Below are 24,923 nucleotides of genomic sequence, written 5' to 3'. Positions count from 1 at the left end.
ATGAATCATCAAACAAAAGGACTCCCTAAGACGCAGGTTTATGGCTTTGTTCTCTCCTTAGTACTAACATTTGCAGCCCTTTTTATCGCCTTAAAAACATCCATTTCCTTTACAGCCATCATGTGGATCATTGGAACCCTCGCGATCCTTCAAGCAGGACTTCAACTCTTCATGTTCATGCACCTAACCGAAGGTGAAGACAGTCCCGCCCAAACCATCAACGTTATATACGGCATCTTTATCGCGATCGTAACAATTGGTGGTTCTATATGGGTCATGTCATTTGGAATGTAAAGAAGGTGTCAGGCACCATGTGAAGTTTTCACATGGTGCCTGACACCCATTTATTTTGGTGTGTATTTTCTTTTTGTTCGGACCAGCTGGTAGCAAATGTACGCAACGTATAGCGGAATGGCTACGTAGATGAAGTATGGAAAGCGATGATGCTCTTTTTTGAAGACGATATAGATGGCGTAGCCAAGAAAAGCCGTGACGATGATTCCGTATTTTGGTAGAGGAACTTCTTTTAGGCTTGGTATTTTGATCGTGCTGACCATTAAAAAACAAATGATAAAGAATGCGATTGGAAGGATAATGGATGGCATTTTGCCATGAAATAATGTTAAAAAGGTTAATACCCCTCCACCTGCTGTAATGGGAACACCCGTAAAATATGTTAGTGAAGATTTCACCGCATTAATATTAAATCGCGCCAATCGATAGGCACCAAACAACGGAAAAAGACCTGATAGTGCCATTCCAGCAATGCCAAATGCAGAGAAATAGGAATAATAGGCCATCATCGCCGGAGCCACTCCAAAGGTAACAATATCAGCTAAAGAGTCCAGCTCTTTACCTAGTTCACTTTGCACTCGAAGCATTCTGGCAATTCTTCCATCCATACTATCAAGCATCATTCCGATCAATATGAGAATTGCTGCGTTTTTATAATCCCCCTGCGCTGAGTACATGACGGACAAAAAACCGAAAAACAAATTAAATAAAGTAAATAAATTAGGAATACTGTTTCTTAAAATATGTATCACTCCATTTTTCAAAAGGCCAGAAGGATAATTCAGACCAACCTTCATTTTCCCCTATTATATCTCTTATTATAACTCTTTTCCTTATAATATTGAAAAAACCAAATGGCAACTGTTAGCCAAAAACCGCTAGCCAAATATCCGCCGATAATATCACTCGGATAATGAACCCCTAAATAAATCCGGCTGATCCCAATCCCCAAAATCATAAATGTACTAAAAATGATCAGTAAACTTCTTCCCCATTTGCTCGGAATATGTCGCCAAAGTAAAAAGGTAATCATAACATAAACGCTAAATGCACTCATCGCATGACCGCTTGGAAAACTATATCCTGTTGCCTCAATCAGTCGGTGGAGGTGCGGCCGTGTCCGATGAAAAACATGTTTTAAAATATCATTTAATGCTCCGGTACCAATGATCGCGCCAATAAACAAAATGAGCTCTAAGCGGTGGTGCAATACTTTATATAAGAAAAAGATTAGACCAATGCTAAGTATAATAACAAATGGAGTTGAACCAATAAAGGTTAACAACTTCATCAAACTTGTCAATCTTGGTGATTCCATCCCCTGTATGTTGGCAATAACCGTTTGATCAAAGCTTATGATTTTGTGATCACTAATCAACAATGAGATCAAACTGAACCCGACGATACAGATGACGCTTATCATAAAAGCCAGCACAAGTTGCAATTTGAAATTCATCTGCAGACTCCCTTCCAACCCTATTTTTATATAATAAAAAACATATCATAAAACATTCGGTAAAACCAAATGGTGTCTTAGTTAAGAAGCGGCTGTGAGTACCCACTCATCAGCCGCAACATTTTTACTATTTAACCTGGTAAAGATAAATCTTCCAGGCAGAATCCTTCTGGTCAAATGCTTTTTTAAAATGCAAGCCATCTTCTTCGGCATTAAGAATAGGAACAGAAGAGAAAATATACTCACCACCCATTTTTTTAAATACTTTCATATCTAGCTGCAAATGGTGAATTTGTACTTTAGATGTCTTTTTAAACTCATAATGTTTCCCTAATTCTGCCACAAATAAATAGCATCTGCCGCCCCATTGATCGAAATAACTCTTCAATGAAGGACTCTTGTCCAATTCCTTGGCAATAATTTTTCTAAATTGATGCTTATAACTTAATGGGTAGAAATTATTATACGTATCAAGCGTGTAAAACCCATTGTATTGTGCAATCGCCGGATGCAGCCCTATACTTGCCACTCGGTAACTGCTTTTTGGTTTTCCGATATAATCGGCTATTTCTTTAAATTGTTCCACGGCATAAAATTGTTTAAATGTCGGCGTACCTGCATCCCGATAATAAATTTCATTATTTGCAGAGAAAACAACCACTAGCTGAGCAGCAAGACAGATTCCTACAATGTATTTACCCCATTTGCCTTTTTTCCATAAAATATAGGCACCAACGGCAAACATCAAATAAATAATCAACGGTCTCAAAAAATGAAACCTGGAAAAATTAAAGGTCCTTAGTAAGGACACATGAGCCTTTAATGGAGCCCAACCTTTATAGAACCAAAAGGCATACCAAACTGATAGAACAAAATTCAAAATGAATAATGAAAGAAATCTTTTATCAAGTAAACCTTTTTCTCTGTATTTTAAAAAGAAGAATACCAAAAAAGAAAGTGGTACGATTACGTATGTATGCAAGGTCATAACATGTGTATGGCCATAAAAATAATTTTTAAAAACCAAACGGAAGGTGCTCCAGAATCCAAGTGTAGATTCTACAAACTCATCGCGATTTGTCGGTTCTTCCGGAAAAATTAAAGAATAGACCAAACGATACTCAATTAAAAGATAAATAACTGTCATTAAGGCAATACCGCTAAGGAACATTCCGTTAAATCGTTTTTTCACGATCAAATCACGTAGCCATAATAGCCCCATCGCAGTCAGGAAGAAGAAAAACCCTAGTACAAAGCTTGAATAAAACGGCAGAAGGACAATTGTCAGCCATTCTTTCCATGTCTGTTTGCCATCCCTTATGGTTAAAAATGCCCAAAGTGCTAGCGGCATCCCCAAAGTACTTAACATTCCGGAAGGCCAGAAAGGTGTAAGCGCAAATGCGAGTGACACCCAAACTCGGATTGGAAAGGCTTCGTCCAGTTTCACAAAGTGCCTTTTCAATAACAAATACATCCCAAGAAAAGCAAATACCCGTGTAATAACCTGACTAATCGAAAATGCGACCATCGGTGGAAAGAGATTATGAAGCCACTCAATTCCGCTAAATTCCGTTCCAAAGGCATATCTTGGCAATCCATTTATGATTTGCGGAATAACGGAATTGATACCGCCAAACAATTGTCCGCTATCCTTTAGAACCTTATACCATGCAATATTTGAATCCAAATTATCATGAACACGGATATGAGAATTTTCACCAAGAATAAAGAGCGGGGACACATATATAACCAAAAAGATGGATGCCAGCCAAATGTGCCACTTTTCTTCCTGCCAACACTTTCGAATTTTCTCCATTTTTATACCACTCAACCTTTATTTTTTTACAAATTCTTAATATTTCTTGCCTAAAAACATGAATGGTACCAACATTTATTGGTACCTTTAAAAAGGGGCTGTTATCGTATCATCATTTCCATTCATCGATTCTGACAAACTGATAACCCCGCTCCATTATGATTGGTATAACATCCTTTAAAGCATGAATGGTGTTTTGAGGTGCATCTTGATCTGCCCCAGGTGTATCACCACAATCATGTAAAAGAACGACAGACCCGCCAGACACTTTGGCCAAAAGCTTTCTCTTAATTTTATCACTTCCGCCCGTACTTTTCCAATCTTCAGCCATAACAGACCAAAGGATAATGCGGTATGGGTTTAAAAGAAAAAAATCACCAAGATTTAACAAGCCCCAAGGAGGTCGATAATAAACTGATCGATCCCCAGTTAGATTTTCCAGAATTTTCGCAGTTCTATTTATTCCTTCACGAACGGTCCATGGAAACATAAGCCAATTTGAGCGATGAATATAATTATGGATTCCGATTAGATGGCCTTCTTCTTTCATCCTAATAATTAATTCCGGATACTTTTCTGCCCTTGATCCTACAACAAAAAAAGTTGCCTTAACCTGATGCTCTTTTAATAAATCCAACAATATTGGAGTATAGACCGGATGTGGTCCATCGTCAAAAGTTAAGGCCATTTTGTGAGGATCGGATCCTTGCCGAAGCACCTTAAAATGGAAGCCAAATGATAAAAGAAAAGGTAAAATGGTATACAAGATAACGATTAAGATCAATGCAGAAAAAATGAATAATACCATAACAAGTCCACCCCGGGTTAATTTCTATATGAATGCTCCGCCGTTAGGGGTAAATACGCTGGCAGGTCTACTTCATTTACCTGGATTCTATCATATGAATAACTGCGTTCTTTCTTCATCCGATTGATGGACCGAACGACAACGTTTAATGCTTCAATTGCTGAAGTCTTATTTTGATAAATCCTTGAACGTTGTTTCATGGACTTTAAAATTTGCTCATCACTTAAAGCCATCCCAATTTTACATACTAAATCATGCTCATTTTCCACAAGAATCGCAAGTCCTAATTTAACTAAATAGCGTGCATTATCTTCTTCCTGTCCTGGAAGCGGCCGATAGATGAACAAAGGCAGCTCCATGGCCATAGCCTCCGATGTAGTTACCCCACCTGGCTTTGAGATCATTAAATCAGATACCGCCATTAGTTCTTGAACATTTTCACAATACCCCATTATTCTGAAAGTATGTTTGGTACCCTTTAATTCTTCTTCCAGTTGTTTTCGCAGTTTCTTATTACGTCCGCAAATAATAATGAATTGTGTTCCTGAAGGCAGCTGTTCCAACGATTGAAAAGTCGATACACCTTTTCCGATAAAACCATCGCCGCCGCCCATAATCAGAATTGTAAATTGATTAGGGTCTAGATCATATTTCCGAGCAAGAAGTTCACGGGGCTGTGATGTCGTAAATTTTGGCCGGACCGGAATACCAGTGTAATTGATTTTTTCTGAGTCAATTCCTAAAGAGATTAGTCGCTGCATCACTTCTTCAGAACCCACGATATATTGATCTGTATAGGGGTGGAGCCAATATGAATGATCGGTGAAATCTGTGATAACTGTCACAATCGGAATATCGATCAATCCCTGCTCCTTTAGTTTTGACATGATGCCGGCCGCAAAAGGGTATGTGCTGACCACTGCTGTCGGATTAATTTCCCTGATAATTTCCAGCATCGAACCCATCCCTAGTGTGAACAGAGTATGCAATTTAATCGACAAAGGATTTCGTTCTCTTGTCCTTTTGTACAAATAACTATAGAACTGCGGGAAATTTTTAATGACTCTTTTATAAACAAACGTACTTAAAGGGTATAAATGTGGATGCAGCCATTCCATGATATCCAAATTAATCGGTTCGACATTTGGCAGAGAAAGTTCAACTGCTTCCCCAATGGCATTTGCTACTTGTTTATGTCCATCGCCAAATCCGGCTGAGAGTATAAGAATTTTATCTTTTTCATTCATTTTCATACTAAAACAAACTCCTCATGTATGATTTGTCTCTTTCTGTTCGCCTCATACCTTATTTGAGCCAGATTACAGTTCGTTAAAATGTTTAGCGAGCTAATTTCATTGTACAATTTTTCCATATAAAAACACATAAGCTTTAATAAAAATAATTGCCAAAATAATTACAATCGATGACAAGCTAACAGCATGGATAAAATTTATACAATAAACAATTTATTATCCTTTAAAACGGTATCCAGCCCCCCAGACCGTTTCAATATATTGAGGGTTGGATGGGTCAGCTTCAATTTTTTCACGAATTTTACGAATATGAACGGTGACAGTGGAAATATCCCCAAGTGAATCAAAGCCCCATAAACGTTCAAATAGTTGTTCTTTACTAAAAACATGGTCAGGATGCAAAGCGAAAAAGGTTAAAAGGTCAAATTCCTTCGCTGTAAACACCACTTCATTATTATTGACATAAACCCGTCTTGAAACCTTATCGATCCTCAAACCGCGTACCATAATCATTTCTGTTTGAGGTTCCTTATTGATTAAGCGCTGATATCGTGCAAGATGTGCTTTAACGCGTGCAACAAGCTCACTAGGGCTAAACGGCTTGACAATATAGTCATCTGCACCTAATCCAAGACCGCGTATTTTATCGATATCTTCTTTCTTGGCTGAGACCATCAAAATAGGAATATCTTTTTCCATTCTGATGGCTTTGCAAATTTGAAACCCATCTGTCCCTGGGAGCATGAGATCAAGCAGGATTAAATCAATTTCTTCAGATAAAGCTCTTTTTAATCCTTCATCTCCTGTTAATGCAATGTCAACCGAATACCCATCTATTTCTAAATAGTCGCGTTCCAATTCGGCGATACTCTTATCATCTTCAATTATTAAGATTCTTTTCACTTTGTTCACCTGCTTTTTTCAACGTAAAAAGGATGGTAGTCCCCATTCCGGATTCACTTTCTGCCCAAATGGAACCATGATGCTCCTCAATGATTCTCTTTGCAATTGACAGCCCCAGTCCACTGCCTCCTTTTTCAGTTCCTCTTGCTTGATCAGCACGATAAAAACGATCAAAAATCAACTTTAAGTTTTCACTCGATATTCCCGGACCATTATCACTTAATTTGAACAATAAATGTGTTGGTAATGAAGATAAATGAAAGGAAAGCTTTTTATGTTCTTTATCAATATATTTTAATGAATTATCAACAATATTCGTTATGACCCTCTTTAAATGTTCCCGGTCTCCAACAATTAAATAATCACCTTTTTCAATGATTAATTGAATCTCAACCTGCTTTTCAGCCACATCAAAGCGGAGTTCCTCCACATAATCTTCCAGGTAATGGTCAAAATTTATTTTCTCAAACAAAAACGGAAGCCGTTGTAAATCCAATTTCGAATACAAAAATAATTCATCAATCATCCGGTCTAGATCTCTAGCTTTGGTAAAAATCGTTTGAATGTACCTATCCATCTTCTCAGGGCTATTGGCTACTCCATCACGGATTCCCTCTACATAGCCTTTGATGGTGGTAATGGGTGTTTTCAAATCATGTGATATATTGGCAATAAGCTCTTTACGGTTCTCCTCATAAGCTATTTGCTTTTCAATGGAATCGTTCAGTCTGATTCTCATTTCCTCAAAGCCCTGGGCAAGCTGACCCAGCTCATCCTTTGATCTGACCTTTATAGGTATCGACAAGTCCCCTTCTTTCATTCGTTTTGCAGCCTTTTGTAAATCCCGAATCGGGCGGATGATGCTTTTCGATACAAAATATGTCAGCAGACCGTTCGTCAGAATTAAAATGATAATAAGACCGATAAATAAAATCGGGAACGAAGACCTGACAAATTTAGCAAAGCTATTTGCATTCGTAATAATGAAAAGAGACCCTTCACTATCATCTGGGAAGTAAAAGTCCAGTTTTTTTATTGAAACAAATTGATTATTAAGTTTCTCAAATGGATCGACATCACCATATAATCCAAATGCAGGAAGTTCACCTGTATCCATTCCTTTTAGTTCTGGAGACAAGTAAATGACTTTTTGTCCTTTTCTTACCACCAATTCTGTATCACCAGTGCTATTTAGCCGATGATCAATCTGTTTTATATAGGATTCATTTAGGAACAATCCAGGATTTTTTAATATATTTTTTTGCAATTGAATGTAAAGTCGATCCTTTCCCGAAATTTGGTAATGATGCTCGGGCGGCAAGTATATATTCAGTAATTCTTTTATATCTCCTTTAAATAAAAGTGCCACTAGCAATGCTGTTATAACTGCAAATAAAACTGGCACAAGGATCATGGCAAGATAGGATAATAAAAGCCTAAGACGAATGGACATCAATTCCACAACTTTCTTTTGGTTAAAATTCTACTCGTTATATTTATAATAGCCCATTTTCCAAAATAATGGCCAAATCAAAATGTTATCCATCAATAAATAATATGAATTATTTTCTATATTAGCATAGACAAACTGCATGAACTTTCTCTTAATGAAATATTAATAATTTCTTAAATTTCGTTCTTAGGAACATTTCAATTCTTTATATAAAAAAGCAATTCTCCATCAAGGAAGAATTGCTTTTTAACTCATTTTTCATTCATTAATCGATTAATACGAAGGTTATAGTTCATATACTTCTGAGTATTTTTTCTCCAAATAGCGGACAAGATAGTCTGCATTTAATGGCTCTCCGGAAATTTTCACAATTAGCTCTCCAGGCGTATAAAGCTTGCCGAACTGATGGATGTTTTCTTTCAACCATTCCTGCAAGAGATCAAAGCGTCCATTTTCAATGTATTGGTAGAATTCTGGAAGTTCTCTTTGAATGGTATGAAGGATTTGGGCAGCATATAGATTTCCTAATGAATAGGATGGGAAATAGCCTATGCCGCCAAATGACCAATGGACATCCTGCAGGACGCCTTCCGTATCTGTTTTCGGAACAATTCCTAGATAATCTTGCATTTTCTTGTTCCAAATAACCGGAAGGTCTTTTGGCTCGATTTCTCCTCCGATTAAAGCTTTTTCAATTTCATATCGGAGCATTATATGAAGATTATAGGTTAATTCGTCTGCTTCTACCCGAATGAAAGATGGTTCCACTGAATTAACTGCGCGATAAAACTCTTCAACTGTGACATTTACTAATTGTTCAGGAAAATATTCCTGCAGGTGTGGATAAAAATAATGCCAAAATTCTTTACTGCGTCCAACCATGTTTTCCAAGAATCTCGATTGTGATTCATGAATACCAAATGAAGCCCCGCTTTGTAGGACCGTCTCTTCAAATTCAGGATTGATATGCTGCTCATAAATTCCATGTCCTGCTTCATGAATGGTACCAAACAATGCTGAACGGACATTATTTTCCATATATCGCGTAGTTAAGCGGACATCGCCAATTGTGACGGTTTGAGCGAATGGATGAACGGTTTCATCCAACCTTCCTGCATCCAGATCAAATCCAATAATCGGAAGAATGAATCGATTGAATTCTTTTTGTTTCTGTATGTCAAACTTTTGAGCGAATACATGTGACGGTGTCCGTGTTCCATTATTCTGTATTCGATTTAACAGCTTAACGCTTGATTCTCGCAATTTCGCAAATAAAGGATCCAATATTTCAACCGTTAATCCAGGCTCAAATTCGTCTAATAATGCATCATATGGGTGGTTTTCATAACCATACATTTCAGCAAATTCCCGCTTGTATTGAACGATTTTTTCCAGGTATGGCAGGTATCGTTCAAAATCATTATTGGCTCTCGCTTCTTCCCATGCATCATTCGCCTGTGCAGTGAGAACTGAGTATGCTTGAAAAAGGTTCGCAGGAATTCTCTTAGATTTTTGATAGTATTTTTTGTATTCTCTTATTTTTGCTTTTGTCACGTCACTTAACACAGCAGAGGCTTCCACTGAAGAAAGTTTGTCAAGCAAGTCACCCATTTCTTCGGATACCATCAGCTTAAACACTTCTGTCCTTAATGTCCCCGTAGCCTTGGCAAAAACGGATCTGCCTTTTTTCGGTGCCATCACTTTTTGATCCCAGTCAGTTAAACCTATAATACTCGTGAAGTGAGTAATTTTTTCATCAAGTGCTGTAAATTCATCCATTGCTTTTTGTAAAGATGGATTCTCCATTTTATCCCCCTTTTCTACTGTAAACGATTACACTTCCTGTTTATTATAATCAAAACATTCTAATAAGGGAAAAGATTTGAATCTTTCCAAGCTTCTTCAAGGAATGCATAATACATAATCTTAGTGAAACAATAAGGATTAATTTGGAAACCATAGATTCACTCACGACAGATATTTGGGAGTGTCACTAAATGGATAAGCATAAGGAGAAAAAATCCCATCTACCTTTCCGATTAAACGTGCTATTTTTTACTGTCTTTTTGTTATTTTCTTCTTTAATCTTAAGGCTTGGTTTTGTTCAAATCGTTTATGGCGAAAATTATAAAAGAGCATTGGATCGAAAAGAGGATTTTACTGTCACTAATCCAGTTCCACGGGGGAAAATGTATGATCGAAACAACCGTGTCATTGTGGATAACCTCCCCCGTAAAGCCATCGTCTTTACAAATGAAGGATTTAGTCAGAATGATATGCTAGAAACAGCAAAAAAACTCGCCAAATTAATTGATAAAAAAACAGACAAGGTCACTGAAAGGGACAAACGGGATTTTTGGATTTTATTAAACCCGGAGCGCGCTAATACGAAAATTACCAAACAGGAACTGAAATTATTTTCTGATAATAAGTTAACTGACAATGACCTTTACAGGTTGAAAGTAGAACGTATAACACCACAGGAATTACAGGAGCTTTCAAAAGATGACCTTGAAGTATTAGCCATTTACCGCATTTTTAGCAGTGGATACAAATTCACAACTCAAATGATCAAAAACGAAGGTGTCACTGACAAAGAGTTCGCTGTCGTAAGCGAAAACCTTCCTGAGCTTCCTGGTGTAGACACAACGACAGATTGGGAACGTACCTATCCGTTTGAAAACACCTTGAAAACAGTTTTAGGAAATGTGGATGAAGGACTGCCTGCAGATCAAATTAATTATTATTTAACAAGAGGCTATAACCGTAATGACAGAGTTGGAAAAAGTCAATTAGAGAATCAGTATGAGGATGTACTTCGTGGGATCAAGTCAAAAGTTAAAAATATTACGGATAAAACAGGAACCGTGATTGAAACTCTGCCTATTTATAAAGGAAAAAAAGGAAATGACCTTGTGCTATCAATCGATATGGATTTACAAAAAGCAGTAGACAGAATTATCGAAGAGGAATTATGGAAACTTAAAAGACTGCCCGGTACATACCTTACGGATCGTGCTTATGTTGTGTTAATGAATCCTCATACAGGTGAAGTCCTTGCAATGTCCGGTAAAAAAATAAGCCGAGATAAAGGAACAGGAAAATCAATAATGGAAGATGACGCTCTTGGAACCTTTACCACTACATATAATGTAGGCTCTACTGTAAAAGGAGCTACTATTTTAACAGGGTATAAGACAGGGGCCATTTCAGTTGGAACCATTTTCGATGATGCGGGTATAAAAATTAAAGACACTCCTCTAAAAAAATCATATGAATACTTAGGCACCTTAAACGAAATTGATGCCCTAAAAAAATCATCCAACGTGTATATGTTTCGTACAGCCATTAGAATTGGCAATGGACATTATGAGTATGACAAACCATTAAGGTTGGATACAGATGCCTTTGATACGATTCGAAACTCCTTCGCAGCCTTTGGTCTGGGCTCTAGAACTGGGATTGACCTGCCTAATGAACAAACCGGTTTTAAGGGGGGAAGCAGACTGCCAGGATATCTGCTTGACTTGGTTATCGGGCAGTATGATACGTATTCAACCATGCAGTTGGCACAGTATGTGTCAACAATCGCAAATGGAGGTAATCGCATGCAGGTGCATGTGGTCAAACAAATCCGCCATCCCGTGGACAGTAAAGAAAGCATTGGACCTGTGGCTAGAGACATCAACCCTACGGTGATTAACACGATTGATGCAAAGCGCAACTGGATCTACCGAGTACAAGCAGGATTTAAAAAAGTGATGCAGGAGCCCGGAGGAACCGCTTATAAATATTTCACTGGTGCTTCCTATTCTCCTGCTGGAAAAACTGGAACCGCAGAGGCGTTCTATGATGGACCGCTAAGAAGCAGGTACGGTAAAGAGCCGCCTCCAGTTATGAACTTAAGTCTTGTTAGTTATGCACCCAGCTCCAATCCAGAGGTGGCGATGGCCGTATTAGTCCCTTGGGCTTTCCAAGGGAAAGAAGACAACAAAGCCAATCTAAAAATAGGCCGAAGAGTACTGGATACATATTTTCAAATGAAGAGAAAACCATCATAATATCATGATAAAAACGCCCGGGATGGAGCTGCAGCCGTGATGAACGCTATAAATGGGCAGACAGTTCACCCTGGCGCTTTTTATTTGCGCTTCAATACGGATTTAACAGCCCTCTCAATTTCAAAATAGCTGGTACAGCGGCAAATATTTGATTCCAGCCATTCCCTTATGGTTTGATCATCTGCATCCGGATGTTGCTCCAATAATGCATGGCAATTCATAATAAACCCTGGCGTACAATAACCGCATTGAAATGCAAAATTCTCAACAAACGCCTTCTGAATGGGTGTATTGTGTAACCCCTCAATCGTTGTTACTTTTTTTCCAAACGCTTCCACTGTCAGCATTAAACATGATTTCATCGGCCAACCATCAACATTCACTGTGCAAGCCCCACAATCACCGTTTAGGCAGCCTGGCTTCGCGCCTGTCAATCCAAGCTTTTCATGCAAGGTATATAGAAGTGTATCGGCTGCCCTCACGTTTAATTTGTGATCTTCCCCATTTACATGAAGTGTAATCGAATAATTCAATTTATTGTCTCCTTCCGGAAAAATATCGATTATCCTGGTGCACCTTCTAACACTGCCAGCATATCAAGCAGCAGATTCCTTAACACAAATAAACGATATTGATCAGAACCTTCGACATCATTTAGAATGGGCTGTGGTAAAATGTTAAGTGCAGCGTTCACTCGCACTTCAGTTGTTTGCCCCCTGTTATTGATAACTGCTTCCACTTCTCTTGAGCGGAATGGAAATGGACAAAGTCCGCTCAACGCTACCCGAATCTCTCCGGCTATTTTTAATGCTGCTATGGTGATAAGAGGATAGCCAGTCTCCCATTGCTGACGTCGTTTAACTGCAAAAAAGGGTGCTCGCAAATACCTGCTTTCTGTTGCGATTTGCGCTAAAAATTCTCCTTTATTTAATTCCAGCTGTTCATGGAAAATTTCATTAATGGGCACTATTCTATTTCCCTGCGGACCGGCAAGTAACACTTGTGAATCTGATAGTAAAAAGGGCAAAACCGCTTCACGATAAAAGATTCTAGCGCATATATTGCCTCCTAAAGTTATTTTTCCGCGGGCGGTATGATCCGCAATCTCACTCGCTGTTTTCGTTAAAAGTGGAAATAGATTAGCTTCTTCAATTTGCGTTAACGTTAACGTACTGCCAAGAACTAAATGGTCGCCATTTATGCGCATCACTTGACAATCAGCTATATCTTTAATGTTTATAACAGCTTCTGTATAGCTTAAGTCGATCCTGCCAAGTGTAATCAGCTCGGTACCACCAGAAAAAAACATCGGTTGTTTGCCCTGCTGGTCCAGATACTGGAATAATTCAACAGCCTCTTGGATTGTACTTGGTTTGTAGTACTCAAAATCAAAAGGAAGCATTGGTTGCTCCCTCCTTCGCCATCCAAATCAGTTCAGGGATGAGCGGGAGATGATATAGTTGTACGCCTGCTGCAATGGATAAAGCATTTCCAAGTGCACCCGGCATTCCCATTAAGCCAAGTTCTCCTACGCCTCTTGCCCCGTATGGTGCATCAAGCTGCGGTGTTTCTACGAAACCCACCAAATATCTAGGATTCTCTCCGTATCGAAGCGGCCGGTAAGTTCGCAGCTGTGGGTTTAACACCCGGCCGAGTTCATCGAAATAAAAGGTTTCCCGGCCTGCAAAAGCAAGTCCCATGCTCATGGCACCCATCACTTGCCCCTGGGCCATTTTTTCATTTAGCACTCTTCCAATATCTACAACGGTCGCTGCCGTTAATAATCGATACGTATAATCACGAAGGTCAAACTCTATTTCCACCCCATAGGCAGCAACGGACCATTCCGGGCCAGGCTTCCCGGCTCCTGTTTCAGGGTCCAGAGATGTAATATGACGTAAAATATAATGGCCCCTTCCGATTATTTGTCCGCCTATTGCGTTTCCATTCGGAAATTTATAACCGTAACCAATATCTTTGAAATGAAGCCCAATGGTTGGATCATCTCTTAAAAATACCCGGCTATTTGCAATTTCAAAATCTTCTTTCGGTGCTTTTAGAACACAAGAAGCAACCTCAATTAACTGCTTTTTTACATCCTCTGCAGCTTGTAAAACGGCCCTTCCAGCCATAAAAGTACCCCTGCTTGCAACGGTTTTCCAATGTTCAGGAGTTGTTTGTGTATCTACTTCCATACGAACATGAATCTTATTTACATCCATTTTCAGACTTTCAGCAAGAATTTGCGCCAGTACCGTTTTTGTTCCAGTTCCAATTTCTATGACGCCAGACATAAGATTAATACTTCCATCCTGGTTAAATGTCAGTATGGCACCAGATGGGGCATTTGCATCAATGGTTGATGTCTTCCAGCTGCAGCCTACCCCTTTCACACGGATAAGCCGTTCATTGACCCTTGTAACGGCCCCTTCATCCCATCTGATTAATTCCCGGACTTTTTCTATACATTTTGGCAAATCACCTAAATTGCTCCTGTTTAATAAAACTTGGGTAGGGGTTGTATTTCCTGGCATAATCGCATTAATATAGCGAAGTTCCAATGGATCCAAGTTAAGCTTTTGCGCTAAAATGTCCATTGTCCTTTCAATGGCAAAAGAAAGCTCCGAGTGGCTAAATCCTCTAAATGGTGCGGCATAAGGATGATTCGTATACATGCAATATGAATCACACCATACATTTTCAATATTATAAGGGCCCGTACAATCGACTGCACCTGACCTCGTAACATCAATGGCTTTATCGGAGTACGCCCCTCCATCCCACAAATATCGGATTTCTGCTGCTTTTAGTTTGCCGTTACGATCGGCTCCCAGCTTCACAGTTGCATCCAAACCAATATGACATGGGGAAGTAATAATATCTTCTTCCCTGGTATTTAATAGCTTGACAGGCTTTCCGCCCACTTCCTTCGATGCCAAATAAGCAAGGATTTCAAGCTGTACAGGAGCTTTACCGCCATATGCCCCTCCGACTAACGGTGTATGGACAATAATTTTTCCAATATCCTCACCAAAGTAATCTGCAATTAACCGTTTAACCATAAAAGGCGCCTGTGAAGACGTCATAATGATAATGGTACCGTCCGGCTTGATTTCTGCTGTCGAACACCTTGTTTCCATCGCCGCATGATCAGATGGCGCAAAAGAAAAACTTGCCTCCACCACCGTTTCACTCTCCGTCCACCCTCGTTCCATATTTCCTTTGCGTATTTTAATATGGGTGGCGATGTTGGTGTCAGGCACCGGACTGGAGTCTTCTTCCTTTTTATATTCACCTAAGCGCTCATGTACAAGCGGGGCGTCTTTTTGGAAGGCCTGGGTGGGTGAATTCACAACTGGAAGCAGTTCATATTGGACTTTTATGAGATCAGCTGCTTGTTTAGCTTGTGGGGCTGAATCGGCTACTACTAGGGCAACGGGTTCCCCGTGGTAACGGACTTTATCAACTGCAATCGGCGGACGATCACGTATGGCTTCTCCCACCAGGGGATAATGTTTACCGGAAATTATGGCCCTAACCCCGGGAACCTTCATTGCCTCTGTCGTGTCAATACTGACAATCCTCGCGTGCCCGTACGGACTTATAAGCATTTTCACGGAAAGTATGGGCCCTGTTGCGTAATCATGAGTATATTTTGCCCTTCCCGAAACCTTATCAAGAGCATCTTTACGAATGACGCTTTTCCCTATGACATCCAAGATTCATCCCTTCCTTTCCATGAGAGTTCCCCAGTTTTTTAAAAGAAATTGATAGTCATCTTGTGTATCCGCATCAAAAAAATAATCGTCATCTTCTATTTCTATAAATCTTCCTGATTCATTTAAAAATACTCTTGCTCCTTGATCTCCTTCTAGTTTTTGCACCAATCGAAAAAAACATCTGGATAATAAAACAGGTGGCTTAGGAATTCCCTTATGCAAACAAGCAATAAATGGTACAGATGGGGAAGCAGCAAATTCATCAATTAGAAGATTAATCAGCTTTGCTGGCACAAGGGGCTGATCTCCTAAAAGGACAATCACCGCAGCTGCCTTCAGATTTTCTGCAGCATTTATACCCTTTTTTAGCGAATGACTCTGACCTAGGCTTGCATTCTCACATTCTAGGATTCTATAATTTTTTTGTTCCGTAAATGGAGACAGCCATTTTGGGGAGACGCCCTTCCTCAAAACGGCAATCGTCATATCGAGTTTGGATTCCAACGCTTCTTTAAAGGCAATACTACCTAGGTATGTATTACCAAGTGGTAAATTCAACTTATTCTGCCCCATTCTCCTGCTTACTCCTGCCGCAAGGTACACACCAATTACTCTTGTAGAGTCCATAAATGCTCTATTTTCCTTTTGATTGATTTCCTCCATATCTCAATCATCTCTGCCACAATACTTACTGCTATTTCATTTTGGCCCTTGGCTCCGATAGCCAAACCAATGGGAGCATATATCCAATCGGGTATGGTTTCCGTTTCCAGAAGCCTTCTTGTTCTTTCTTTTGGCCCTAAAATTCCAAGGTATTTTAATTTTTCGTGAAGCAGATTTGTTAAAATTTCTTGATCCCGCTGAAAGTTATGTGTCATGATCACAACAAAATCATTAGACGTAAACTCGAACTGTTTGAAAACTTCTTTTGGAAAACCTACAAACAGTCGTTCTGCTTTTGGAAAATATTTTTGCTGGCAAAATTCCTCCCGCCAATCGCAAACATAAACTGAAAACCCTATCTCAGCTGCCAAAGATACAAGCGGTATGGCATCTGGCCCAGCTCCAAACACAAATAACCGCGGTCTTGGCTGATACGTTTGCTGAAACACATTTCGATCATTCATGACCCCGGACTTGGCTGCAAAATTAACATTTGGAATAGGTCCCGACCAGTGTCCAAACGCCTCTTTGTCCTCAGAAATATAGAGGTACTCTCCCAATATATCCAGATTTTTTAGAACCACTATCATTTTATTTCTGCCCAGGAGTTCTTTTACCCTAATGAAATCTTCATGTAATTTTTTTGTGACGGATTCCAATAAAATATCAATTGTTCCATTACATCCGACTCCTTGCCCCCAGCCAAGATCTCCCTCATCATACATATCGAATTGAATGATTGCCGGCTTTTTATTTTCGAACACCTTAAGCGCCCGAATCGCTAAATCGGTTTCTAAACAGCCGGCGCTTAACATACCTGCCTGTTCATGGTTTTCTAAAAAAACCATCATCGATCCTTCTTTTTTATAGGCTGAACCTTTGACCTTTACAATCGTTGCCAAGACTTTTTCCCTTGAGTCATGGATCATGTCAAAAAGCTGAAAGATATCCTCCACGCCATTCCCCCGCTTTGACAGAATTACTACCCTATTTATATTAGCGAGGGGGCTTTTCCTAGAATGGATATTTTAACTATCTAAGAGCTATCGGCTTTTTTGAGGTCTTCCAATTTGAGTAATAGACTTTTCGTTTCTTGGTATAACGATATATGGAATTGCTGTTTTTCAAGATCTGATGATATTTGGACTAAAAGCTGTTCTTCAGGAAATCTCGCACTTTCATCGATGCCATTTTGAAAATATGAAATTAAAGCTTTTAGTTGCTTAACCCAGATTATCTGATGTGATGTGGTGATCGTTTCTTTTGCGGACCATACTTGAAATATTTCAATAAGGTTCGCCAAATAGGAGTACACGAGTGATATAAATTGAATTTGATCATTGAGCTCCTGCAATTTCATTTTGCTCTTTTTTGAAAAGAAATTATATTTTAAGCTGTCCATTGTATCTTGAATGATGTTATGGCTATGGTGCAGGTCTATTAGAACTTGTTCCATTTCTTTTCCAAGTTTGTCTCCCGATTCATCTGCAAAACCGGTATCAACCCAATTGGATACCTGATTTACTACGTCCGTTAATCTTTCTTTTAATGAATAAACGCTTTTTTCTGCTTGCTTGATAAAATTCGGTGGAAATAACAGCATATGTACTATGCATGCAGTTAAAGCTCCTATTAGGGTATTGCGAAACCGATCCAGAGGATAGTCCCCTGATTTATGTCCGATGACAAAGATAAGGACAACTGCCAGTGCCGCTTGATGGATCGTGGATTCATCCAACTTCATCCATTTTGTAATAAAACCGCCAATCAAAATAATCAAACCAAGAGTCAACGCGTTTACATCCAAATGGGGTACGAGCAAATCGGCCACAAGGATGCCAATTAACGTCCCGCCAACACGGTGATAAGAATACTTTAAAGAGCGATTAATCGTGGTTTGCAAACAAACAATAACAGTAGAAGGAGCCAAATATGGATGATCAGAACCGCAAAACCTTGCAATCTCCCATGAAAGTGCAGAAGCAATCGCCATCTTCCAAATCAACATCCTCTTAAAAACCATTTCCTCTTTCAACTGCCGATAAGTTTGAATGACCATCCCTCCACCCTTACATAAATCTAGCCAACACACCCTATCATTCCCATTTCAAAACACATTATTCCCGAAACAACTGTCCACCCCAGATGGACAAATTCTCATTTTTGTCCACGATCGGTGCCTGACACCATTAGTTTTTTAACATTTTCTTTTGGGGACCAGCAGTTGAATTTGTAGTGGGGTTGGGTTTGGTATGTTAAGCGGCTGCACTTGTAGTGCATGCCGTTTTGGGTTTTTTCTGCTTTGAAGTGGATGCATGTGGCGCAGCAGTGGAAATCTTTCATTTTTTTCTCCTTTTTTCTTAAACTATTAATCTTTCTTTCATGGTTTGTTCATATTTTTCCCTTATTATTAGGACAGGTTCAGCGAAGAACCTATAACCTCCGCCCCCCTTAACATAGATTTGTCTGAGAACCCGGTACGCCACCGGGTTATTTTTTTGCATTAAATAGATTATAATGATGCCATTTATAAGGATGTTTGCAGGTATTCAGTTGTTCTCCAGTGCCGAAACAATAACATTTTGAACACCTAAAAGCAGTATTAAGTCCAATATGTCAGAATGAACCCATCTATTGCAGATGGGTTCATTCTATTTCCTTACCATATGGAAAAGGCCTTATAATTATCTAATTATTTTCTACCTTGTTTTCTTAAAAGTATACTTCGTTCCATACCTGTCAATAACAATACTAACAAACTGTAAAGGCAGGTTATTTTGTTAATGAATGGAATTTATCTAATTAATGATCGTATTACTTTAAATGGATTGATAAAAGAGGATAGCATCATGTTCCAAGAGCAATCAATCAAGAATTATATGAAGGAGCAAAACATCCATCCTGTGAAACTAAACCCGTACCAATTGAAGGATTATTATACAATCCCTCATGCCCTTCTTTACGATTTAAAAAAAGCACAATCCCAACTTGATTGTTTTATCTATTACTCTCCAATGACTTTGGATGACTTTATTTTTTCCTATCCAGCCAAATGGCTGATCCTTAAAAGTTATTTCAAAGAAATCATTACAATTGACCAGGAAAACAGCCACACTATCCAACGTGTTATTTAATCCATCGTTTTCCTGCGGGCATTTACATATATGACCACAAAGCTGACCAAGAAAATAATGAGCATGTACACTCCATAGATCCCTAAAGAAAACAGCTTACTTTCTTTGAAGGACGCCCCTGCATAGGACAAAATTAATATGTTAGGAATTTTACCAATGACTGAAGCAAAGAAAAAGGTATACCATTTAACATTACTTAATGCACAAACGGAATTGAATACTGGAGCAGGAATGACAGGAATCAAACGGCATGCCAAGATCACGAAAAAGGAATTTCGTTCTAGCAGCTCTTCGTATTCCCGAACCTTTGTGAAATTTCTGATCTTTCCTTGGGCAAAATCCCGGAATCCATATCGGCATAAAAAGAAAAAGATCATTGTTCCGAACATTGCCCCTGTTAATGAAATGATCACACCTTGACCAATTCCAAATACAGCACCGATTACGCCACCTAAAACAGTGAATGGAATAACGGGGAAAAAGACACAAATGGCAACCATTAACATGCTTACGAAAACGGCGAGTATACCTCCCTCTTTAATAAGATGGAGAAGCTCGTTCTTTTGCCAAATACCTATTGCAATGATAGCTAGTAAGATCATTATACTGAAAATTCTTTTTAACATCGATTTCACCATTCATTTCAAATTATTGATTTAACTACCTTTAGTATAATGCCAATAATAAATAATTAAAACTCTAAAGGACCACAGAAGAAGGAAAGATCGCCGATACAGCTAAATTGAAAAAAATAAAAACCTTTTATCGGCAGATAAAAGGTTTTTACTTTTCTATTAAAATGCTGTTCTCGCACCCAAATAACGTGACTGCCAATATGAAGTCGTCATATCGGAGATCGTAACACCAGTGGAGCCTGCATGAATAAATTGATTATTCCCTAAATAAATTCCCACGTGTGAAGGACCTGTTGAAATTGTCGCAAAGAAGACCAGGTCTCCCGGATTAGGAGTGCTTATGACTTTCAATCCGGCCCATTGAGTAGCAACCGTTCTAGGAATTGAGATTCCCACCTTATTAAAAACATACTGTGCAAAACCGCTGCAATCAAAGCCGGCTGGAGTACTGCCTCCATACAAATATGGTGTGCCAATATATTTCTTCGACTCGTCAATAACCATCTGCGCTTGGGATACAGTCGGCGCCGGAACTTGTGATGGTGTTACTGTCGAATCTACTACTTTTAGTACTTGTCCAACATAAATAGTATCAGAGGTTAAGTTATTCATCGTTTTTAGCTGAGTAACTGTCAGTTGATACTTCGCTGCGATTAATGAAAGGCAATCACCTGATTGAACAGTATACGTAGTTGAAATTGTCGTTGTATCAGGCTGAGTTGCAGTCTGTGGCTGTGGGGGAACTAAAGAAAGTATTTCATTCACATAAATTGTATCACTTGTCAACTGATTCCATGTTTTAAGATTTGTTATTGATACATTATTAGCTTGGGAGATTTTCCAAAGAGTGTCACCTGATTGAACCGTGTAGGTGGTTCCTTGAGCGTTCGCTCCTCCTCCAAAAGCTGTAAACATAATGCCGGCAGCTGCTGCGGCTGTCAGTAGATGTTTTTTCACAGATCGTTGCACCCCTTTATGTTTTGTAATTCTATCATAATGGAGCCCTGTTTCTGGCGTATACAAATAAATTATGGCTCACATGGCAGCGATTTCAACCATTGGAAATGTAAGCCCTTATTGTTACAGGCAACAAAAACACCTTTACCCATTGCCCATATGCCTTTCAATAACCATTTTCAGTATTTTCCCATATGTCTTGCAATGCTTTTGTCATGTAATTGTAACAATAAAATCTACTAGGATATTTCCCTTTCATAGGTTTGTAGAAAAATTGTAACAACCCCAACATCTGTCTATAGCAGTCCAATTTATAATTAATGTGTAATACTTTTGAAAAGTGGCTTTTAAATCTAAAGAATCTTGGTGATTACAATGCAAGGTTATAGTAAAGAGCACCCGCATCGGCACGGAATGGCAAAAACAATTGATTACACTAAAAATCCATTTATTGTCATATGGGAAGTTACCAGGGCGTGTCAGCTTAAGTGTATTCATTGTCGGGCAAATGCACAGCTCACGTCAGACCCAAGGGAATTAACACATAATGAGGGGATAAAATTAATCGACCAAATCTATGCGATGGATAATCCGATGCTCGTTTTTACAGGCGGGGACTGTATGTTACGCGATGACCTATATGAGTTGGCCGATTATGCCATTCAAAAAGGGATGCGTGTCTCCATGACACCTAGTGCAACATCTAATGTTACAATGGATAAGATGAAAAAGTTTAAAGAAGTAGGTCTTTCCCGCTGGGGCTTTAGTCTTGACGGGCCGAGACCGGAAATACATGATTTCTTTCGCGGTACACCTGGATCATTTGATTTAACAATTGAAAAAATTAAATTACTAAATGAATTGAAAATGCCTTTGCAAATCAATACGGTTATTTCACGATATAACTACGATTCGCTTGAAGGAATGTCAAAACTAGTTGCGGATCTTGGGGCTATTATGTGGTATATTTTCTTACTTGTACCTACTGGAAGGGGTCAACTAGATGCTTGTATTTCTCCTGCGGAGCATGAAAAAGTATTTCGGTGGTTATACGAACTAAGCAAAACAGCACCATATGATATTAAAACAACAGCTGCCCAGCATTATCGCCGTGTCGTCCTGCAGCAAAAAATGCATGACCAGTTAATTAAGAATGGGGAAATTCATTACGAAGATACCATTACCACAGATTTCGCCTCTCTCCATGATGGCTTACAACGAGCTCCTAAAGGGGTAAATGATGGAAATGGATTCATTTTTATTTCCCATATAGGTGATGTGATGCCAAGCGGTTTGCTGCCCATTATTTGCGGGAATATTCGAGAAACACCTTTAGCTGAAATCTATCGCGAATCCAAAGTATTAAAAGAGCTGCGGCAGCCCGATTATTATAAAGGGAAGTGCGGAATTTGCGAGTATAATAAAATTTGCGGAGGTTCAAGATCCAGAACATATGCTGTAACAGGGGACTATCTTGAAAGCGAGCCTTTCTGTTTATATACACCAAAAGCGCTGAGACATTCGTAAACAACATCATATTTCACCTAAAAAAACCGGCAACATGATTTAAGGCTGCCGGTTCTCTTTTATTCAATTAGACCCGTATCTTCAATTATTACCTGTGAATTTACGTTAAATTTTATAGTCGGATAAATTCTTTTCCATTCCTGCCAATCATCCCGATTAAAGCTATGTGCCCGCCACCTCAAACCAAATCCAATTGGATCAACATTTGCTTTTTGAAACTTTATCAACATCTGCTTTATATTATGGCTGAATTCTTTTTCAGCAGCTTTTTCATATCCCGATACATGCTGGTTATATACAGCATACTTTACCGCCTCTTCCATCATCCCGATTATTTTTGAATTTACTTGAATATATGGAGGTTTTCCTTTGGGTTTCATTATTTTATAAGTATTTTTCACTTTCTTTGTATCAATTACAATTGTTTGGCTTGCTTTTACCTTTAATGCACTTTTCTGTTCATTAATCATAAAGAAATTTAATATCATGGTCTCTACCGGATTTAATAGTAGCTTTAATCGTTTCTTATCAAAAATTCCGACAGTATTAATGACGATTAAATCCTTCTGTGCTTCTAAAACTGGCAAAACAGGGTCCAGCCCTTTTTCAGTTGTTCGTTTTTTAAAATCAAAAAAGAACTCCGAAATGATAAATGGTGTTTCCGATCCGTCTTTCCCAAGCGCTAAAAACAATGCATCCCCCGGAAAATGCTCCGATTTTGGTCGAACTTTTAAAACAGCCAGTGCACTTGGTTTTCCTATTCCTATCCAGGCAATTTCTTGAATATCCCGCCTTCTGGCAAACCAATAATAGATTCCCGCAGGCAATTCCTTCTCTACTACTTTTTGTCCGAAAAGCAGAACCTTAGCATGACTAAAATCTATTTCCCGATCTACTTTTGTTTTAATAATCCGGACAGCTTCTGATATGGTATCACCTTCTTGTGTAACGATAATCGATTGGGACGGCTGGTCCTTTGAACTGGAGGGAATTGCAAATTTGAGACTGATATTGAATTTTTTATCACTGTTCTTTGCCTGATCGACTCCAATGGCAACGACGAAAAATCGTTTTTCAATATCTTTAAATCCACAGCCCCCTAGCTCAAGTAATAAGGCGAATAAAAGAACTACCCCGCCCCATTTAATGAAACGGCTCATGCTGTTCTAGTCCTCCTTGACATAATGAAACTCAGGGCAATAATAAACACTTCTGCTCCAAGTCTAAACACCATAAAATAGCCAGCGATCTGAAAAAGCATGATAGTATTCATGAAATATACCACGGGAATTGTTCCAGCAATAAAACAAAGAATAACGATCCATTTCCTTTTAGGGCTCTTTTTCTTATTCCATAAACTATTGATGATTTCAAACCCAACGTGCCAATGGATGGCAACGCTCATCAAAGTGATACTCATATACAACATTAAAAATAGAAATATGGCCCGTTCGATCGGACTATAAACGAGCCGCATAGAATCAGCCGTTATAATCCATGGGTAAAGAAATCCATGAGACCCGTCTATACCATGGAAACCAATGGGGATGAAGTATGTGGTTAAAAGATTAAAAGTTCCTAACAAAAAAACGGCAATAAAATTCCAGATTTTAATTTTCTGTTTAAATAGCCGATTAAAAATAATGAGATTTGAATAACCGCAAAAAACGAACCCAGCAGTTGCTACAGTTTTGAGACTAGGTCTTTCAAATACATGCGTCGCTGCTTCTAATATGGAATCCCAGCTCATATAGTCGCTGGTAAAACCTTCATAGAGAATAAAAATAATAAACGGGGTATTAAGAAATAAAATAATTTCCAATAAATACATCACTCTTTGTGTAGGCAGCTCAATAACTAAGCAAAGGGCTGCCAAGAAAAGGGCTAAGTTCATCAGCCTAGGAGCTTCAGGATTGATAAACCGGTTTAAAATATCGGTAAATCCTGTAAGAGTTAATACACCTGCCGAATACCAGAAAACCGGAAGGATACTTAAAATCAATATTTTAATCCACTTATGTTTCAACTGCTCCAATATTTCCGGCAAATCTTGCTCCGGAAAATAGGACATGAATTTACTTAATAAATAAGAAAAAATGGTGCCGATGGGAATGGCGATAAGTATAGCCATAACAGAACCCTTAAAATGTGCATCTAATAATATTTTCGGCACAAAAATAATCGTGCTGGCCATCATGTTTAATAACATTAAATAGAGAAAATATCGATTCACTTCACCACCCT

At 38.8% G+C, this 24,923-nt stretch carries 22 protein-coding genes; 4 read left to right on the top strand and 18 right to left on the bottom strand.

Annotated features, from left to right (window positions below):
- A complete protein-coding gene (gene qoxD / locus HPT25_RS18240) occupies nucleotides 1–294 on the top strand; it encodes a cytochrome aa3 quinol oxidase subunit IV (RefSeq protein ID WP_173067355.1) in 294 nt (97 codons plus the stop codon).
- 50 nt (nucleotides 295–344) lie between these two features.
- On the opposite strand, the gene pssA is transcribed toward qoxD, so the two are convergent.
- The 8 genes from pssA to HPT25_RS18200 form a co-directional block, all read right to left on the bottom strand.
- Nucleotides 345–1,091: a CDP-diacylglycerol--serine O-phosphatidyltransferase gene (pssA, locus tag HPT25_RS18235; protein ID WP_173067352.1), complete on the bottom strand. Its 747-nt coding sequence runs from the start codon at nucleotides 1,089–1,091 to the stop codon at nucleotides 345–347.
- Nucleotides 1,088–1,750 carry a phosphatase PAP2 family protein gene (locus HPT25_RS18230; RefSeq protein WP_173067346.1) on the bottom strand — a complete coding sequence of 221 codons (663 nt, stop codon included), beginning with the start codon at nucleotides 1,748–1,750 and terminating at the stop codon, nucleotides 1,088–1,090. The genes pssA and HPT25_RS18230 overlap by 4 nt, the downstream gene beginning before the upstream one ends.
- 127 nt (nucleotides 1,751–1,877) lie before the next feature.
- Nucleotides 1,878–3,566: a DUF6044 family protein gene (locus tag HPT25_RS18225; RefSeq protein ID WP_173067343.1), complete on the bottom strand. Its 1,689-nt coding sequence runs from the start codon at nucleotides 3,564–3,566 to the stop codon at nucleotides 1,878–1,880.
- 112 nt (nucleotides 3,567–3,678) lie between these two features.
- Complete coding sequence (locus HPT25_RS18220) at nucleotides 3,679–4,374, bottom strand: polysaccharide deacetylase family protein (protein WP_173067340.1); 696 nt, start codon at nucleotides 4,372–4,374, stop codon at nucleotides 3,679–3,681.
- Nucleotides 4,375–4,391: 17 nt separating this feature from the next.
- Nucleotides 4,392–5,627, bottom strand: coding sequence for an MGDG synthase family glycosyltransferase (locus HPT25_RS18215; RefSeq protein WP_173067337.1), 1,236 nt, complete (start codon nucleotides 5,625–5,627; stop codon nucleotides 4,392–4,394).
- Between the two features lie 216 nt (nucleotides 5,628–5,843).
- On the bottom strand, nucleotides 5,844–6,539 hold the full coding sequence (locus HPT25_RS18210; protein WP_312857304.1) for a response regulator transcription factor: 696 nt from the start codon (nucleotides 6,537–6,539) through the stop codon (nucleotides 5,844–5,846).
- The gene (locus HPT25_RS18205) at nucleotides 6,508–7,944 is read right to left on the bottom strand and encodes a sensor histidine kinase (RefSeq protein ID WP_217269749.1); all 1,437 of its coding nucleotides are present in this window, start codon (nucleotides 7,942–7,944) and stop codon (nucleotides 6,508–6,510) included. The genes HPT25_RS18210 and HPT25_RS18205 overlap by 32 nt, the downstream gene beginning before the upstream one ends.
- A gap of 324 nt (nucleotides 7,945–8,268) precedes the next feature.
- Nucleotides 8,269–9,789 carry a carboxypeptidase M32 gene (locus HPT25_RS18200; RefSeq protein WP_173067328.1) on the bottom strand — a complete coding sequence of 507 codons (1,521 nt, stop codon included), beginning with the start codon at nucleotides 9,787–9,789 and terminating at the stop codon, nucleotides 8,269–8,271.
- A gap of 191 nt (nucleotides 9,790–9,980) precedes the next feature.
- On the opposite strand from HPT25_RS18200, the gene HPT25_RS18195 reads away from it, so the two are divergent.
- Entirely contained in the window at nucleotides 9,981–12,044 is a 2,064-nt protein-coding gene (locus tag HPT25_RS18195; RefSeq protein WP_173067325.1) for a peptidoglycan D,D-transpeptidase FtsI family protein, read from the top strand.
- Between the two features lie 80 nt (nucleotides 12,045–12,124).
- Here the strand turns inward: HPT25_RS18195 and HPT25_RS18190 are convergent, their stop codons facing one another.
- From HPT25_RS18190 to HPT25_RS18165, 6 genes are all read right to left on the bottom strand, one after another.
- Nucleotides 12,125–12,577 carry a (2Fe-2S)-binding protein gene (locus HPT25_RS18190; protein ID WP_173067322.1) on the bottom strand — a complete coding sequence of 151 codons (453 nt, stop codon included), beginning with the start codon at nucleotides 12,575–12,577 and terminating at the stop codon, nucleotides 12,125–12,127.
- 29 nt (nucleotides 12,578–12,606) lie between these two features.
- Complete coding sequence (locus tag HPT25_RS18185) at nucleotides 12,607–13,446, bottom strand: FAD binding domain-containing protein (protein ID WP_173067319.1); 840 nt, start codon at nucleotides 13,444–13,446, stop codon at nucleotides 12,607–12,609.
- A complete protein-coding gene (locus tag HPT25_RS18180) occupies nucleotides 13,433–15,763 on the bottom strand; it encodes a xanthine dehydrogenase family protein molybdopterin-binding subunit (protein ID WP_173067314.1) in 2,331 nt (776 codons plus the stop codon). Before HPT25_RS18180 ends, HPT25_RS18185 begins: the two co-directional genes overlap by 14 nt.
- 3 nt (nucleotides 15,764–15,766) lie before the next feature.
- Complete coding sequence (locus tag HPT25_RS18175; protein WP_173067311.1) at nucleotides 15,767–16,390, bottom strand: nucleotidyltransferase family protein; 624 nt, start codon at nucleotides 16,388–16,390, stop codon at nucleotides 15,767–15,769.
- The gene (locus tag HPT25_RS18170; protein ID WP_173071252.1) at nucleotides 16,372–17,355 is read right to left on the bottom strand and encodes an XdhC family protein; all 984 of its coding nucleotides are present in this window, start codon (nucleotides 17,353–17,355) and stop codon (nucleotides 16,372–16,374) included. Before HPT25_RS18170 ends, HPT25_RS18175 begins: the two co-directional genes overlap by 19 nt.
- Nucleotides 17,356–17,462: 107 nt before the next feature.
- Nucleotides 17,463–18,485, bottom strand: coding sequence for an FUSC family protein (locus tag HPT25_RS18165; RefSeq protein WP_173067308.1), 1,023 nt, complete (start codon nucleotides 18,483–18,485; stop codon nucleotides 17,463–17,465).
- A 724-nt stretch (nucleotides 18,486–19,209) separates the two neighbouring features.
- Here HPT25_RS18165 and HPT25_RS18160 point away from each other — a divergent pair.
- Nucleotides 19,210–19,560 carry a hypothetical protein gene (locus HPT25_RS18160; protein WP_173067305.1) on the top strand — a complete coding sequence of 117 codons (351 nt, stop codon included), beginning with the start codon at nucleotides 19,210–19,212 and terminating at the stop codon, nucleotides 19,558–19,560.
- Here HPT25_RS18160 and HPT25_RS18155 read toward each other — a convergent pair.
- Together HPT25_RS18155 and HPT25_RS18150 are read right to left on the bottom strand one after the other, a co-directional pair.
- Nucleotides 19,557–20,162: a TVP38/TMEM64 family protein gene (locus HPT25_RS18155; RefSeq protein ID WP_246277222.1), complete on the bottom strand. Its 606-nt coding sequence runs from the start codon at nucleotides 20,160–20,162 to the stop codon at nucleotides 19,557–19,559. The two genes, HPT25_RS18160 and HPT25_RS18155, sit on opposite strands and share 4 nt — an antisense overlap.
- Nucleotides 20,163–20,354: 192 nt before the next feature.
- Nucleotides 20,355–21,152 (bottom strand): C40 family peptidase, encoded by a 798-nt coding sequence (locus HPT25_RS18150; protein ID WP_173067299.1) that lies wholly within the window; start codon nucleotides 21,150–21,152, stop codon nucleotides 20,355–20,357.
- A 375-nt stretch (nucleotides 21,153–21,527) separates the two neighbouring features.
- Here HPT25_RS18150 and HPT25_RS18145 point away from each other — a divergent pair, with 375 nt between their 5' ends.
- Nucleotides 21,528–22,679, top strand: coding sequence for a TIGR04053 family radical SAM/SPASM domain-containing protein (locus HPT25_RS18145; protein ID WP_173067297.1), 1,152 nt, complete (start codon nucleotides 21,528–21,530; stop codon nucleotides 22,677–22,679).
- Between the two features lie 59 nt (nucleotides 22,680–22,738).
- Here HPT25_RS18145 and HPT25_RS18140 read toward each other — a convergent pair whose 3' ends face one another.
- Entirely contained in the window at nucleotides 22,739–23,839 is a 1,101-nt protein-coding gene (locus HPT25_RS18140) for a Ger(x)C family spore germination protein (RefSeq protein ID WP_173067294.1), read from the bottom strand.
- Entirely contained in the window at nucleotides 23,836–24,912 is a 1,077-nt protein-coding gene (locus HPT25_RS18135) for a GerAB/ArcD/ProY family transporter (RefSeq protein WP_173067291.1), read from the bottom strand. The genes HPT25_RS18140 and HPT25_RS18135 overlap by 4 nt, the downstream gene beginning before the upstream one ends.
- Nucleotides 24,913–24,923 lie beyond the last annotated feature (11 nt).

The organism is Neobacillus endophyticus (assembly GCF_013248975.1).
Classification (GTDB): domain Bacteria; phylum Bacillota; class Bacilli; order Bacillales; family Cytobacillaceae; genus Neobacillus; species Neobacillus endophyticus.
The sequence above is the reverse complement of the archived record's forward strand: the minus strand, read 5'-3'. Positions and strand labels throughout refer to the sequence as shown.

Excerpts from the sequence above, each read along its gene's own strand:
- HPT25_RS18230 (WP_173067346.1), bottom strand. The coding sequence starts at position 1,750 with ATGAATTTCAAATTGCAACTTGTGCTGGCTTTTATGATAAGCGTCATC.
- HPT25_RS18155 (WP_246277222.1), bottom strand. The coding sequence starts at position 20,162 with ATGATCTTACTAGCTATCATTGCAATAGGTATTTGGCAAAAGAACGAG.
- HPT25_RS18225 (WP_173067343.1), bottom strand. The coding sequence starts at position 3,566 with ATGGAGAAAATTCGAAAGTGTTGGCAGGAAGAAAAGTGGCACATTTGG.
- HPT25_RS18200 (WP_173067328.1), bottom strand. The coding sequence starts at position 9,789 with ATGGAGAATCCATCTTTACAAAAAGCAATGGATGAATTTACAGCACTT.
- HPT25_RS18160 (WP_173067305.1), top strand. The coding sequence starts at position 19,210 with ATGAATGGAATTTATCTAATTAATGATCGTATTACTTTAAATGGATTG.
- HPT25_RS18185 (WP_173067319.1), bottom strand. The coding sequence starts at position 13,446 with ATGCTTCCTTTTGATTTTGAGTACTACAAACCAAGTACAATCCAAGAG.
- HPT25_RS18145 (WP_173067297.1), top strand. The coding sequence starts at position 21,528 with ATGCAAGGTTATAGTAAAGAGCACCCGCATCGGCACGGAATGGCAAAA.
- HPT25_RS18215 (WP_173067337.1), bottom strand. The coding sequence starts at position 5,627 with ATGAAAATGAATGAAAAAGATAAAATTCTTATACTCTCAGCCGGATTT.
- HPT25_RS18195 (WP_173067325.1), top strand. The coding sequence starts at position 9,981 with ATGGATAAGCATAAGGAGAAAAAATCCCATCTACCTTTCCGATTAAAC.
- HPT25_RS18175 (WP_173067311.1), bottom strand. The coding sequence starts at position 16,390 with ATGGACTCTACAAGAGTAATTGGTGTGTACCTTGCGGCAGGAGTAAGC.
- qoxD (WP_173067355.1), top strand. The coding sequence starts at position 1 with ATGAATCATCAAACAAAAGGACTCCCTAAGACGCAGGTTTATGGCTTT.
- pssA (WP_173067352.1), bottom strand. The coding sequence starts at position 1,091 with ATGAAGGTTGGTCTGAATTATCCTTCTGGCCTTTTGAAAAATGGAGTG.
- HPT25_RS18140 (WP_173067294.1), bottom strand. The coding sequence starts at position 23,839 with ATGAGCCGTTTCATTAAATGGGGCGGGGTAGTTCTTTTATTCGCCTTA.
- HPT25_RS18220 (WP_173067340.1), bottom strand. The coding sequence starts at position 4,374 with ATGGTATTATTCATTTTTTCTGCATTGATCTTAATCGTTATCTTGTAT.
- HPT25_RS18165 (WP_173067308.1), bottom strand. The coding sequence starts at position 18,485 with ATGGTCATTCAAACTTATCGGCAGTTGAAAGAGGAAATGGTTTTTAAG.
- HPT25_RS18170 (WP_173071252.1), bottom strand. The coding sequence starts at position 17,355 with ATGATCCATGACTCAAGGGAAAAAGTCTTGGCAACGATTGTAAAGGTC.
- HPT25_RS18205 (WP_217269749.1), bottom strand. The coding sequence starts at position 7,944 with ATGATCCTTGTGCCAGTTTTATTTGCAGTTATAACAGCATTGCTAGTG.